Below are 12,519 nucleotides of genomic sequence, written 5' to 3'. Positions count from 1 at the left end.
GCATGGCGCCGCCAGACGAGAGATAGGCAAGATCCGGCTACCCCGCGGCTATCGCGGCCGCTGAAAATTGCTGTAGGAAGTGCCCGCCTTCGCTCAATATCCCGGGAAATCCCATGCGTCACGCGTTGTTCGGTACTGCCCTTCTTGCCCTCACCGCTTCCTCGATCAGTTTCGCCCAAGCGCCTGCCGGCGAGCCGGAGTTCACGCCCGAGCGGTTCCGCTCGCACGTCGCCTTCCTGGGCGATGACCGCCTGGAGGGCCGCGACGCCGGCACCCGCGGCTACGATCTCGGCGCTCTGTACGTCGCCACACAATTCGAGGGGCTGGGCCTCAAGCCGGCCAATGGCGACAGCTGGTATCAGCAGGTTCCGTTCGTGAAGTTCGCAATCGATCCGAGCAGGTCGGCGGTGACCGTCGGCGGGCGGCGCTTCGCCCATGGCGCCGAGGTCACGGTGAGCCCGAGTGCGGAGCAAGGACCTCGGACATTCGAGGCACCCGTGGTGTTCGTCGGCTACGGCATCGACGCGCCGGAGATCGGCATCGACGACTACAAGGGCCTCGACGTCCGCGGAAAGATCGTCGCCATGCTCGGCGGCACGCCCAAGGGCCTGCCGAGCGACATCGCCGCCCACCTGAACAGCGAGAAAAGGCGGATGGCCGAGAAGAACGGCGCCGCCGGAATCATCTCGCTCCGCACCACGCGCGAGGCGGCGATGCGCCCCTGGGCGCGGGCCGTGGCGCGCGCCGGAGAGCCGGCGATGAGCTGGGTCGGCAAGGACGGCAAGGCCTTCTCGCCCGCCCCGGCTATCGGCTTCCGGGCCACGTTCGACACGCCGGCCGCCGAAGCGCTGTTTGCCGGCGCGCCGCGGACGCTCGCCCAGGTGCTCGCGGACGCCGAGCGCGAGGGGAGCAAGCCGAAGGGCTTTGCGCTGAAGCCGCGCGTGCGCTTCGATCAGGCGAGCACCGTCGAGCGCACGACCAGCCCCAACGTGCTCGCGGTCCTGCCCGGTTCGGATCCGACCCTCGCCGCCGAGCACGTGCTGCTGATGGCGCATCTCGACGGGCTCGGCGTGCACGACCGGGAAGGTGACGACGACATCCACAACGGCGCGATGGACAATGCGACCGGCGTCGCGACGCTGATCGAGGTCGCGCGGGCGATGACCAGCGGCGGCCAGCGGCCGAAGCGGTCGATCCTCTTGGCGGCGGTCACGGCCGAGGAGGACGGCCTGCTCGGCGCACAATATCTCGCGAACAATCCGGCGGTCGAGAAGCTCGTCGGTGTCGTCAACCTCGACATGCCGGTCCTGCTCTACGACTTCAAGGACGTGATCGCATTCGGTGCCGAGCATTCCACCATGGGGCCGATCGTCGCGCGCGCCGGCGCCCGCATGGGGGTCAAGCTCAGCCCCGATCCGCTGCCGCAGGAAGGCCTGTTCACCCGCTCCGATCATTATCGCTTCGTCCAGCAGGGCATTCCGTCGGTGTTCCTGATGACCGGCTTCGAGAACGGCGGGCAGGAGAAGTTCACCGGCTTCCTCTCGGGCGCCTACCACAGCCCCAAGGACGACCTGAACCTGCCGTTCGACTGGCAGGCGGGCGCCAAGTTCGCGAAGCTCAACTATCTGATCGCCAGGGAGATCGCCGACGCGCCTGAGGCGCCGCGCTGGTATTCGGACAGCTTCTTCGGAAAGACGCTGGCGCCCAACGCCCCCAAGGCGAAGCGCTGAGACAGGGGCTCGGGCTCGGCAGGCGCGCCGAGCCCGAGCCTGGCACGACGGCGAAACAGGGGAAAAACAGGCCCCGCGTTCGCGGCCGCCAGCAGCTCAGTCGGCGGGTGGCGCAGAGGCCGTGTCTCGGCGCGGCTGTGCGGCGGGTAAGAAGTCGTTGACCGCGTTGCCGCCCCTGTCGAGATCCCATCCGTGGCCGACGAACGCGGCAATTCGCCGCTCCGCGAGACGATCGGCACCGGCCTGGACGTAACGAGAGGGCTCGCCTCCCAAGCACCTAGCGCCATGCACAGAAACGCGGCCGCTGCCCGCCGCATCATCCGGCTTCCAGACCCTCGATCCGGCGAACAGCGACAGCCATCATGGCACCACGGTCGTGAACAGATAGACGCCGAGGATGACCAGGTGAACGACGCCCTGGAGGATCGTGGTGCGCCCGGTGGCGAGGGTCAGCGAGGTGACGATCAGGGTCAGGAAGAGGAGCACGATTCCCTTGGGATCGAGACCGAGGGCGATCGGCAGCTCCACCGCCAACGAGAGAGCCGCGACGGCCGGGATCGAGAGGCCGATCGTCGCGAGGGCCGAGCCCAGGCCGAGATTGAGGCTGGTCTGGAGCCGGTTGGCGAGCGCCGCGCGCACCGCCGCGACGCTCTCGGGAAGCAAAACCAGCGCCGCGATGATGACGCCGACGACGCTGCGCGGAGCGCCGACGGAGGCGACCGCTGCCTCGATCGGCGGCGCCAGCGACTTGGCCAGGAGAACCACGGCGACGAGGCAGGCGACGAGCAGCAGGGAGGAAACGAGAGTCTGCCTGTTGGTGGGGGGATCGGCATGGACGTCCTCGTCGGCGGCGAGAGACATGGGCGGCAGGAAATAGTCGCGATGGCGGACGGACTGGACCGCGACGAACGTGCCGTAGAGGAGGACTGAGACGACCGCCACGAAGGCGAGCTGAGAGGGTGCGTAGACCGGCCCTGGCTCGCTCACCGTGAAATTCGGCAGCACCAGAGTGAGCGTCGTCAGCGCGCAGATCGTCGCGAGCGACGCGCTCACCCCCGTCTGACGGAAGGCCTGCTCGCGGTGGCGGATGGCGCCGATCAGGATGCAGATGCCGAGCAGTCCGTTGAGGATGATCATCACGGCAGCGAAAACGGTATCGCGTGCGAGCGTCGCCGCGTCGGCGCCTCCCGCCGACATCAAGGTGACGATGAGCCCCAGCTCGATCACCGTCACGGCGACGGCGAGCAGAAAGGTGCCGAACGGCTCTCCGACACGGTGCGCGATCAGCTCGGCGTGGTGCACCGCCGCAAGGACGGCAAGGATGAGGCCGAGGGCGAGCAGCACGGCGGGCAAGGCGCCGCCGAAGCCGAGCGCGATGAGGGTCCAGCCGATCGCCGGCGCGAGCCACGTCCAGTGCCGGATGATCCACTGCATCGCGCCTCTCTAACGTGGCAGGACGGATCGGGCCAGAATGTTCGGCTTCGTCAGCCGACTGGAAGGCCCTCGAGCTTGCGGGCGCAGCTGCCGTCGCCAACCCCGATGTCTCGCTCCGCTCCGCGCGACACTTGGGGAATGACGAGCACATCCCGCTCGGCATGCGAAACGACGTCTTCGGCGACGCTGCCGACGACGAAGCGAGCGAGGCCGGTCCGCTGGCTCGTGCCGACGACGATCAGCGACGTCTCCGCCTCGTCGGCCGCTTCGAGGATGGTTCTCCCGGTTGTGCCATGGATCGGCACCACGCGGCGTGCGGTCTTCCCGAGCCCGCTTTGTGCCACACAGCGCTTCAGCGCGCTTTCGGCGTCGCGGGCTCGACCCGTCAGATAGTCGTCGATCGCGGCCTGCTCCGCCGGTCCGCGCTGCATCACGCCCAGCGCCGGAACGTCGAAGGCGTGCATGGCGACGACCGTGCGAGCGCCGAGAGTGTCCAGGTCGCGCAGGCGGGCGGCGAGCGACGGCTCGGCGGCCGGATCCAGCGCAAGCAGGGCGCTCGCATAAGGCGCGGACGGTACGCCGGCGGCCATCAGCACGGGACGCGGACTTCGGGCGATCGTCCGCTCGGCCGTCGTGCCGACGAAGACGTCCCGCAGCCGACGCCGATGCGGGCCGAGCACGATCAGATCGGCGCCAGTGACGTCGGCGGCGTCCAGTATCGCCGAGGCGGCGTCTCCTGTGACGACAGCCGGCGTCGCCGCGACATCATCGAATGTGCCGAGAGTGCGCGCCGTCTCCTTCAGGATCGCGGCGGCGGCCGCGACCTCGGAGCGGACGAGGTCGACGGGCCGATCGCCGTCGACGACATGAACCAGGGTGAGCCGGGCCGAGGCGCCGCGCGCCAACAGGGTAGCGCGACGCAAGGCGCGATCCGAGCGGGTCGAGAAATCGGTGGCGACGAGAATATGCTTCAGCATCGATGGCTCCTTTGATGCCTTGCGGCCGGCTTCCTCGGCGGAGGCGGACCGCACAAGTGTTCGGGAGGGCGAAGGGCCGGTGGCGGCCCGGCGGCTTCAGTCGGCGAGGACGACACTCACTGGGTCGCTCGCCGGAAAGGTGTCGCGCAACGCCGCGTCGAGGAGCGCACTCTGACGCTCCGCACGGTGGCGGGACGGCGCCTGTACCGGGCTTGGTGTCGGCACAGGACGAGAATGGGGTTTCATGGCTTCGTCTCCTCAGGGCGATGCGCGGCGCGGCGGCCTCGGCACCCATGGCCGCGGGGAATTATCTCGTGAGCGATAGGCCTTCACGACCGCCCGCTCGCAGAGGTCTGCGCCTTCGCCTTTGCGTTGAAGTCTTATACCTCGACCGGCGCCGCATTTAGGGGCGAAGAGCGAGCGGTTTTCCGCAGGGTCTGCGGAAAGCCGCCGACCGGAGAGCAGATCGTCCTGCCCACCACGAAACCGCTGGCGACGCGATTCGTCAGTCGGTCGGCACCGGATAGCCGACGAAGACCTTGGGCTTGCCCATCAGGACATGGGTGTTGATGCGGTCGCCGCCGACGCTCGCGGCAGTGAGCTGCTCGCCGAGCCGGGTCCACTCGGCCATATCGGCCACCACGACCTTCAGCAGATAGTCGAACGCGCCGCTGACGTGCGAGACCTCGACGATCTGCGGAAGCGCCTTCACCGCCGCTTCGAAACGGGCAAGATCGCCCGGACCGTGCGCCTTCAGCGTCACTTCGGCGAACAGGACCAGTCCGGCACCGAGGCTGAACGGATCGAGCCGCGCATGATAACCTTCGATCACGCCCGCTCGCTCCAGCCGGCGCACGCGCGCGAGGCAGGCGCTGGGCGAGAGCGCCACCCGTTCGGACAGTGCCTGGTTGGTGAGCCGCCCCTCCGCCTGCAGGCAGGCGAGGATCCGCCGGTCGATTCGGTCGAGAGCGATTGTTGCGGCCATCAGGCCAATGAACCGCAGAGTCTGCGGCCAGGGTCAAGGCCTTCGATGCCACCTGCCGCGCGAGCTTGGCTACATTTCAGGTCCAGGAGCCGCCGCGAGCCGCGGCAGCAATCACGGGAGACTAGACATGACCCTTCGCGAAAAGATCGAGATCGCCCTGTTCGGTTCCACCCTCGTGTTCGGCCTTCCGGCAGCGATCGTCGCAGGCATGGTCGTGGGCGGCTGAGGCGCCGGGCGCCTTTCCCTCCGCAGCGGAAGGATTGATGTCGCGGGCAGCGACATCCTATCGGATGAATGACGGCGCCGCGCGCAGCGATCGCGCGCATCGGATGGGGTGCGGCTGGGAGGATAGATGAGACAAGCCGGATTTCTGTCGATCGTAACGGCCGCCCTGCTCGGCGCATGCGCCGTGCCCAGCGCCACCGTTACGCCCGCATGGGTCGCCACAGACCTCGTCGGCGACGGCGTCTTCACCAGCGGAATCGAGGGTCCGGCGGTTGGTCCCGACGGTGCGCTCTACGTCGTCAATTTCGGGCGCGAGGGCACGATCGGCCGCGTTGGGGAGCCCGGCCGCGTGTCGGGAGAAGCGGCCCTCTTCGTCACCCTTCCCGCCGGCAGCATCGGCAACGGCATTCGTTTCCTGAGGGACGGTCGGATGCTGGTCGCCGACTACAGGGGCCACCGTATCCTCGCCGTGACGCCGAGGGGCACGATCGCGACCTATGCCGAGCTGCGCGGAGCGAACCAACCCAATGACATCGCGCTCGCGCCGGATGGCGACGTCTATGCGAGCGACCCAGACTGGAAGAACGGTACCGGACAGATCTGGCGGATCGGCCGCTCCGCCACGGCCGCGATCGTCGAGGACGGAATGGGCACGACCAACGGGATCGAGGTCAGCCCGGACGGCCATCGCCTCTACGTCGCGGAAAGCGTGCAGCGCCGGATCTGGCTCTATGATCGCGCGAGTGACGGCTCGCTGTCGGGCAAGCGCCTGTTCGCCAGCTTCCCCGACCATGGTCTCGACGGCATGCGGTGCGACATGGCCGGCAACCTCTACGTGACCCGCCACGGGGCCGGAAAGGTGGCGGTGCTCGCGCCGGACGGATCGCTGGTGCGCGAAGTTGCGCTCAAGGGCAAATTGCCGAGCAACCTCGCCTTCGGCGGCGGCGACGGTCGGACCGTCTACGTCACCCTGCAGGACCGAGGCGCAATCGAGACGTTCCGCAGCGAGCTGCCGGGGCGCGAATGGCGGGGAGCGCAGGCACCGCAGCGTCGTTAGCCGCGCTGGCCACGCTCCCGCGACGTTCAGGCCGTAGCCAGCCCCGCATCCGCTGTTTCGACCAGCGCGATGAAGGCTTCGGTGAAGGCGGGTATGTCCTCCGGCTTGCGACTGGTGACGAGATTGCCGTCTTTCGCCACTTCCTGATCAACGACATTGGCGCCGGCGTTGCGCAGGTCGGTGCGGATCGAGGGCCAGCTGGTGACGGTGCGGCCGCGGATCACATCGGCCTCGGCAAGCAGCCAGGGGCCGTGGCAGATGGCGGCGACCGGCTTCCCCGCCTCGACGAAAGATCGGACGGTCTCGACCACTTCATCCTCGGTTCGCAGCTTGTCCGGGTTCTTCGTGCCGCCGGGCAGCAGGAGAGCGTCGAAGGCGCGAATGTCTACCTCGCCGAGCTCCGCGTCCGGCGTGATCGTGGCACCCTTGTCGCCCTCGATTTCGTCGCGCGACAGCGAGGCGAGCGTCACGTCGGCTCCGCGTTGCTTCAGGGTGTTCAGCGGATCCATCAGCTCCGAGTCCTCGAAGCCGTTGGTGGCGATGATCAGGATCTTCGCTTGCGCGATATCGGGCATGGTCTCCTCCTCGGAATCTGCCCAGCCAACCGTCAAGAGGATGCGCTGTTCCCTGGTTACGGCTCAAAGCCGGTAGGAACGGACGGAGTGCCGAGGGATTGACCATCGGCCGAGGTTCGACGCCGACCCGAAGGCGCCGCCGGCCCGCCCCGGAAATAGGAGAGCATTCGTCGCGAGGCTCGGCTCTCCGGAGACACAGGTAGAGGCATGAGCAAGATCAACAGGCCGCTGAGGCTCGGCTTTCCAGTGAAGGCAATGGGGCGACCGGGGCTGAAGAGCAACGACACGCGGCGCTGGCAGAAGAACCCGCACCTCAAATGCTCGCTGGAGCATGTCGATCAGATCCTCGACTATCTCCGTGAGGTGGGCCTCGACATGTACCGGCTGAGCTCGGACCTCGCACCTTATGCCACCCATCCGGACATGCCGCAGTTTCACGACATGGTGGCGGAGAGCGACGCGGAGCTTGCTGCGTTCGGCCGCAAGGCGCGCGAGTACGACATCCGCCTCTCCTTTCATCCGTCGCAATACGTCCTGCTGAACAGCCCCGATCCGAAGCTCACCGCGAAGAGCATCTGGGATTTCGCCTCCCAGGCGGAGATGCTCGATCGAATGGGCGCCGGCGACGAGGCCGTGCTCGTCACCCATGTCGGCGGAGTCTATGGTGATCACGAGGCAAGCCGCGCGCGCTGGATCGAGGGCTGGGAGCAGTGCCCCGACCATGTGAAGCGGCGGCTCGTTCTCGAGAATGACGACATCCGCTTCTCGGCCGCCGACGTGCTCTGGATCCACGAGCGAACCGGCGTGCGCCTCGTGTTCGACTACCAGCACTTCTGGTGCCTGAATCCGGAGCGGCTCGAGATGCGCCCGACGCTCGAGCGGTTCCTCGCCACCTGGCCGGATGGGGTCCGGCCCAAGATCCACTTTTCCTCGCCGCGCACCGAAATGCGTGAAGTGAAGCGCAGCGTCTCGGCTGGAGAGCGGGCGCGGCTGAAGGCCGGCAAGACCCGCAAAGGCGAGGTGACCAAGGCGCCGCTGAAGGCCGCGGCGCGGGTGAAGACGGTGCTGGTGCCGCCGATCTGGACCGGCCACGCCGACTTCACGAACCCGTTCGAGTTCGCGACCTTCATGCGCACGGCCGAAGGCCTCGAGTTCGACGTGATGATGGAGGGCAAGGCCAAGGACATCAGCCTGCTGAAGCTGCGACCGGACCTGCTCCGCTTCGCGCCGGACGTCGCGGAACGGTTCGGCATCTGCCCCTCCGAAGCCGAACGATTGGCGCAGCAGGAACAGAGCCTCGACCAGGGGATCGTGGCCGAGCCGGGGCCCGATGTGGACGAAGGCGGCGCGATCGCGGCGGAGTGACGTAACTCGAGTAAGCGGCGTGCGGCTCCACGTCTGCCTCGCTCCCCACTCGGTACAATTGAGGGCGGCGAGCATTCTCCGTGTGCGCCGCACCGCCCCGCAGTCCGGCTTTCATTTGCCCCTCTCCCCGCGTCAGAGCGACAGATCGTTCATCGTCCGGAGGATCGACCGCCCAGCAATCCCCGCGCCTGAAGCCACGCCTCGAGAGCGAGCGGCCATTTGTCGGCGGCGAGGCCGCGGGGACGCATGCCGAAGCCGTGCCCGCCTTTCTCGTAGAGGTGGAGCTCGGCGGGGAGGCCGGCGCGGGTCCAGGCTTGGTAGATTTCGACGCTCTTCCGCGACGGCACCTGGGGATCGTCCTGCGCAGCGACGACGAACACCGGCGGTGCGCCAGCCGCTGGAGCCTGCGCCGCCGGCATCGCGCCGTAGACGCTTACCGCAAAGTCGGGGCGCGTCGCGGGATCCGGGGCAAGCGCCGCGTCCATCGTAACGATCGCGCCGGCGGAGAAGCCGATCATGCCCACCCGATCCGGCGCAATACCGTATTTCGCGGTGTCCGCGCGGACGAGGCGGAGCGCCTGCACGGCATCCGCCACGGCGAGGCGGCGGGCCGGCTCGGTTCGCGCCAGAAAGGCATCGAAGCTCTCGGGGCCCGTCGGCGCCTCGTCGCCTGGCGGCCGGACACGGTATTTCAGCACGAAAGCGGTGACGCCGCGCGCGGCCAGCCACCGCCCGACCTCGAGACCGTCCATGTCCCACGCCAGAGCGCGGAACGCGCCGCCGGGCAGGACCACAACCGCCGTCCTGCTCGCCGCCGGACCTTCCGGGCGGAAGACGGTGAGCGTGGGGTTGCTTACGTTCGTGACGATGTGGACCTTCCCGGAGACCGGCAGCTCCGCGTCGAGCTCGACCTCGTCGCCGGTCCAGGTCTCGGAGCCGGGCGCCGCCCCGCGCCAGATCCGCACGATCTCGGGCTGCGCCGCGCCGGACCGGCCAGCCTCGGAGGACTCGCAGGCGGGTGCCGTGACCGCCAGCAGGATCGCAGCGAGAAGGGCCCTCCGCCACGGCACATCGCCTCTCATCGCACTCTCCCCCACGACCGACCCATTCTTCGCGTCGCGCGCGTTTCGTTCCACGGCTTCGCGCCGTCCGCAATGGGTGCGGCGGAAACGAGGCGACCGCCCTTGCCCGGGATTGCCGAAATCGGCTGAGCTCCGGCTGACGCTCTGGTCGAGTGGCCGAACAAGACCTAGATCAGGCGCAACGCTCTCTTCTCCCGAGGTTTCCCCATGCGCAATCTCTCCCACGTCTTCCTTTTCGGTTGCGCGGCCGTCGTGGCCGCGCCGGCGCTCGCGGCGGCGGCGCTGGCCGGAGTCGACACCAGCTACATCGACCGGAGTGTCGTTCCCGGCGACGATTTCGATGCTTATGCCAACGGCGCCTGGCGCAAGTCGGCCGAGATCCCGGCGGACCGTTCGAGCATCGGCGTCGGCTACGACGTGTTCCTGAAGGCCGAGAAGCGCAATGCCGAGATCATCCAGGGCGTCGGCGCCGCGAAGCCGGCGGCGGGTAGCGATGCCCGGCGCATCGCCGATTATTATGCCGCCTATCTCGATACGGCGGCAATCGAGCGGCGCGGCCTCGCGCCTGTTCAGCCCGAGCTCGCGCGGATCGCGGCGATCAGGGACAAGGCCGCGCTTGCCGCCAAGCTTGGCGCCAATTTGCGCGCAGACACCGACTCGCTGAACGCGACCAATTTCTGGACCGAGAACCTGTTCGGCCTGTTCGTCACTCAGGACCTCGCGCGGCCCGACGTCACCGTCCCCTATCTGATGCAAGGCGGCCTCGGCCTGCCGGATCGCGATTACTATCTCTCGGACAAGCCGGAGATGGCGGAGCTGCGCACCGCCTATCGCGCCTACGTGGAACGGTTGCTGACGCTCGGCGGCCTCTCCGAGCCGGCGGCGCGCGCCGACCGGATTGTGGCACTCGAGGCGAAGATCGCCGCGGCTCATGCCGACATCCAGAGCAGCCAGGACGCGCACAAGGTCGAGGCGTGGAAGCGTGGCGATTTCGCCGCAAAGGCTCCGGGTCTGGACTGGACCGGCTTCTGGCAGGCGGCGCGGCTTCCCGATCAGCAGGATTTCTCGGTCTGGCAGCCGGCCGCGGTGACCGGCCTTGCGCGCCTGGTCGGCAGCGAGCCGCTGCAGAGCTGGCAGGACTGGCTCGCCTTCCACACGCTCAACCAATATTCGTCGGTGCTCCCCAAGGCGCTCGACGACGCCCACTTCGATTTTTACGGCAAGACGATGAACGGCACCCCGGCGCAGCAGAGCCGCGAGCGCCGGGCGATCGCCTCCGTCAACGGAAACCTCGGCGACGCAGTGGGCAAGATCTACGCCGAGCGCTATTTCCCCGCCTCGTCCAAGGCCGAGATCGAAGCGATGGTGAAGAACATCGTCGCGGCGTTCGACGCGCGAGTGGCGGCGCTCGACTGGATGGCGCCGGAGACCAAGGCCGAAGCGCGGCGCAAGCTGCAGGTGCTTGAGGTCGGCGTCGGCTACCCCGATCAGTGGCGCGACTATTCCTCGCTCGAGATCCGGGCTGACGACCCGTTCGGCAATGCGTGGCGGGCGCAGGATTATGAATATCTCCACCAGATCGCGAAGATCGGAAAGCCGGTCGATCGCAGCGAATGGTGGATGACGCCGCAGACGGTGAACGCCATCAACCTGCCGCTGCAGAATGCGCTGAACTTCCCGGCGGCAATCCTCGAATCTCCTTATTTCGACGCGAAGTTCGACGCGGCGGCCAATTACGGCGCGATCGGATCGGTGATCGGCCACGAGATCAGCCACAGCTTCGACAATCTCGGCGCCGATTTCGATTCGAGCGGCAAGCTGCGCAACTGGTGGACGCCGGCCGATCTTAAGCGCTTCGAGCAGGCGGGCGCGGCGCTGGCCGCGCAATATGACGCTTATGAGGCGCTACCGGGACTCAACCTCAAGGGCGAACAGGAGCTGGGCGAGAACATCGCCGACGTTGCCGGTCTCGCCGCCGCCTATGAGGCCTATCACAAGTCGCTCGGCGGCAAGCCGGCGCCGGTGATCAACGGCCTGACAGGCGATCAGCGCTTCTTCCTCGCCTTCGCCCAGGGCTGGCGCAGCAAGATGCGCGACAAGGCGCTGCGCGCCCGCATCGCTACCGACGTTCACGCCCCGGCGATGTGGCGCGTGCAGACGGTGCGCAACCTCGACGCCTGGTATCCGGCGTTCCAGGTGAAGCCGGGCCAGAAGCTCTATCTCGAGCCGAAGAGCCGCGTGAAGGTCTGGTAAGCGGCTGGGCGAGGCCCCCGCGGCCTCGCCCGAGCATTTCCCACCGGCGGACCCTCGAGGAGCCGCTCGCCCTTACCGCCGGCTTCTCCTGTGCCGGCGGCGGTAAGACCGCGGCGAGGGTCGGCGTCGCGGGCAAGTTCTAGAACGTCCGCAAAACTACCCGAGAAGGAACGTCGGACAGCGGCGCACGCGGTTCAGCGGGACGACCGCGAGGCATCAGCCTTTCGGGTCGAGCGCGGTCTTCAACTCGCGAACGTCGCCGATCGCGGCGCCGCGATCGCCTTGTTCTCCGTGGGGAAAGATCGCGTCCAGGCGCTGCTTCAGCGTCATGGCGAACTCCTCCCGGCCGTGGCCGCGGCGATGGGCAAGCGTGATCTCCTGGTGGATCGCATTCTTGATCCGCTCGACCGCTTCAAGATCGATCACGCCCGCGCGGACGAGCTCGGAGCAGAGCTGAAGCAGTCCCACCGTGGTGGCGTGCGCCCGCAGGCCGATGAACTCGAGTGTGTCGTGAAGCTGTTGCGCCTCGTCGGGCCCTGCATCCATGGCGTCTCAATGGCTCCTGTTTCGTGAAGACGCCTCGGCGCCGCTGCTGGCATTGTCGGCGCTCTGCTCCGCAAGCGCCTGCGCCTGGTCGACGGCCTGCTCGATCTCGGCCCGCCCGTGCGGCGAAGGCTCCGCCTGTCGGCCGCAGGCCGCCGCGGCCAGCACGACCGGAAGGAGCAGAATGGAACGGACACGCCGACCCACCGCGCGCCCGCTCCGCCTCCTCCGAAGGAATTCGCGGCCCACCTTTTCCCTGCTGCCTAGAACGGCAGGCCGTGCTGCAGGAAGAA

At 68.0% G+C, this 12,519-nt stretch carries 11 protein-coding genes; 4 read left to right on the top strand and 7 right to left on the bottom strand.

Annotation, left to right across the window (positions count from 1 at the left end):
- Positions 1-113 precede the first annotated feature (113 nt).
- The gene (locus E2493_RS01520) at positions 114-1,730 is read left to right on the top strand and encodes a M28 family metallopeptidase (protein WP_135083024.1); all 1,617 of its coding nucleotides are present in this window, start codon (positions 114-116) and stop codon (positions 1,728-1,730) included.
- 360 nt (positions 1,731-2,090) lie between these two features.
- On the opposite strand, the gene E2493_RS01515 is transcribed toward E2493_RS01520, so the two are convergent.
- From E2493_RS01515 to E2493_RS01505, 3 genes are all read right to left on the bottom strand, one after another.
- Positions 2,091-3,164 (bottom strand): calcium:proton antiporter, encoded by a 1,074-nt coding sequence (locus E2493_RS01515; protein WP_135083022.1) that lies wholly within the window; start codon positions 3,162-3,164, stop codon positions 2,091-2,093.
- Between the two features lie 50 nt (positions 3,165-3,214).
- Complete coding sequence (locus tag E2493_RS01510) at positions 3,215-4,141, bottom strand: universal stress protein (protein ID WP_135083020.1); 927 nt, start codon at positions 4,139-4,141, stop codon at positions 3,215-3,217.
- A gap of 505 nt (positions 4,142-4,646) precedes the next feature.
- Positions 4,647-5,126, bottom strand: a complete 480-nt coding sequence (locus E2493_RS01505) for an Lrp/AsnC family transcriptional regulator (protein WP_135083018.1) — start codon at positions 5,124-5,126, stop codon at positions 4,647-4,649.
- A 352-nt stretch (positions 5,127-5,478) separates the two neighbouring features.
- Between E2493_RS01505 and E2493_RS01500 the strand changes: the two genes are divergently transcribed.
- Positions 5,479-6,408 carry an SMP-30/gluconolactonase/LRE family protein gene (locus E2493_RS01500; protein WP_135083016.1) on the top strand — a complete coding sequence of 310 codons (930 nt, stop codon included), beginning with the start codon at positions 5,479-5,481 and terminating at the stop codon, positions 6,406-6,408.
- A gap of 26 nt (positions 6,409-6,434) precedes the next feature.
- Here E2493_RS01500 and E2493_RS01495 read toward each other — a convergent pair whose 3' ends face one another.
- Positions 6,435-6,983 carry a type 1 glutamine amidotransferase domain-containing protein gene (locus E2493_RS01495; protein WP_135083014.1) on the bottom strand — a complete coding sequence of 183 codons (549 nt, stop codon included), beginning with the start codon at positions 6,981-6,983 and terminating at the stop codon, positions 6,435-6,437.
- A gap of 207 nt (positions 6,984-7,190) precedes the next feature.
- Between E2493_RS01495 and uvsE the strand changes: the two genes are divergently transcribed.
- A complete protein-coding gene (uvsE, locus tag E2493_RS01490; RefSeq protein ID WP_135083012.1) occupies positions 7,191-8,348 on the top strand; it encodes a UV DNA damage repair endonuclease UvsE in 1,158 nt (385 codons plus the stop codon).
- A gap of 149 nt (positions 8,349-8,497) precedes the next feature.
- Here the strand turns inward: uvsE and E2493_RS01485 are convergent, their stop codons facing one another.
- Positions 8,498-9,430: an alpha/beta hydrolase gene (locus tag E2493_RS01485; protein ID WP_135083010.1), complete on the bottom strand. Its 933-nt coding sequence runs from the start codon at positions 9,428-9,430 to the stop codon at positions 8,498-8,500.
- A 207-nt stretch (positions 9,431-9,637) separates the two neighbouring features.
- Here E2493_RS01485 and E2493_RS01480 point away from each other — a divergent pair, with 207 nt between their 5' ends.
- Entirely contained in the window at positions 9,638-11,683 is a 2,046-nt protein-coding gene (locus E2493_RS01480; protein ID WP_135083008.1) for a M13 family metallopeptidase, read from the top strand.
- A gap of 216 nt (positions 11,684-11,899) precedes the next feature.
- Here the strand turns inward: E2493_RS01480 and E2493_RS01475 are convergent, their stop codons facing one another.
- Together E2493_RS01475 and E2493_RS01470 are read right to left on the bottom strand one after the other, a co-directional pair.
- Positions 11,900-12,229, bottom strand: a complete 330-nt coding sequence (locus E2493_RS01475; RefSeq protein ID WP_135083006.1) for a hypothetical protein — start codon at positions 12,227-12,229, stop codon at positions 11,900-11,902.
- 6 nt (positions 12,230-12,235) lie between these two features.
- The gene (locus E2493_RS01470) at positions 12,236-12,433 is read right to left on the bottom strand and encodes a hypothetical protein (protein ID WP_135083004.1); all 198 of its coding nucleotides are present in this window, start codon (positions 12,431-12,433) and stop codon (positions 12,236-12,238) included.
- Positions 12,434-12,519 lie beyond the last annotated feature (86 nt).

It is taken from the genome of Sphingomonas parva (ex Maeng et al. 2020) (assembly GCF_004564275.1).
Classification (GTDB): Bacteria; Pseudomonadota; Alphaproteobacteria; order Sphingomonadales; family Sphingomonadaceae; genus Allosphingosinicella; species Allosphingosinicella parva.
This window is presented reverse-complemented; position numbering and strand designations above follow the sequence as displayed.

What these genes read in the sequence shown, in the direction of transcription:
- E2493_RS01520 (WP_135083024.1), top strand. Translation starts at nt 114, where the DNA reads ATGCGTCACGCGTTGTTCGGTACTGCCCTTCTTGCCCTCACCGCTTCC.
- E2493_RS01515 (WP_135083022.1), bottom strand. Translation starts at nt 3,164, where the DNA reads ATGCAGTGGATCATCCGGCACTGGACGTGGCTCGCGCCGGCGATCGGC.
- E2493_RS01510 (WP_135083020.1), bottom strand. Translation starts at nt 4,141, where the DNA reads ATGCTGAAGCATATTCTCGTCGCCACCGATTTCTCGACCCGCTCGGAT.
- E2493_RS01505 (WP_135083018.1), bottom strand. Translation starts at nt 5,126, where the DNA reads ATGGCCGCAACAATCGCTCTCGACCGAATCGACCGGCGGATCCTCGCC.
- E2493_RS01500 (WP_135083016.1), top strand. Translation starts at nt 5,479, where the DNA reads ATGAGACAAGCCGGATTTCTGTCGATCGTAACGGCCGCCCTGCTCGGC.
- E2493_RS01495 (WP_135083014.1), bottom strand. Translation starts at nt 6,983, where the DNA reads ATGCCCGATATCGCGCAAGCGAAGATCCTGATCATCGCCACCAACGGC.
- uvsE (WP_135083012.1), top strand. Translation starts at nt 7,191, where the DNA reads ATGAGCAAGATCAACAGGCCGCTGAGGCTCGGCTTTCCAGTGAAGGCA.
- E2493_RS01485 (WP_135083010.1), bottom strand. Translation starts at nt 9,430, where the DNA reads ATGAGAGGCGATGTGCCGTGGCGGAGGGCCCTTCTCGCTGCGATCCTG.
- E2493_RS01480 (WP_135083008.1), top strand. Translation starts at nt 9,638, where the DNA reads ATGCGCAATCTCTCCCACGTCTTCCTTTTCGGTTGCGCGGCCGTCGTG.
- E2493_RS01475 (WP_135083006.1), bottom strand. Translation starts at nt 12,229, where the DNA reads ATGGATGCAGGGCCCGACGAGGCGCAACAGCTTCACGACACACTCGAG.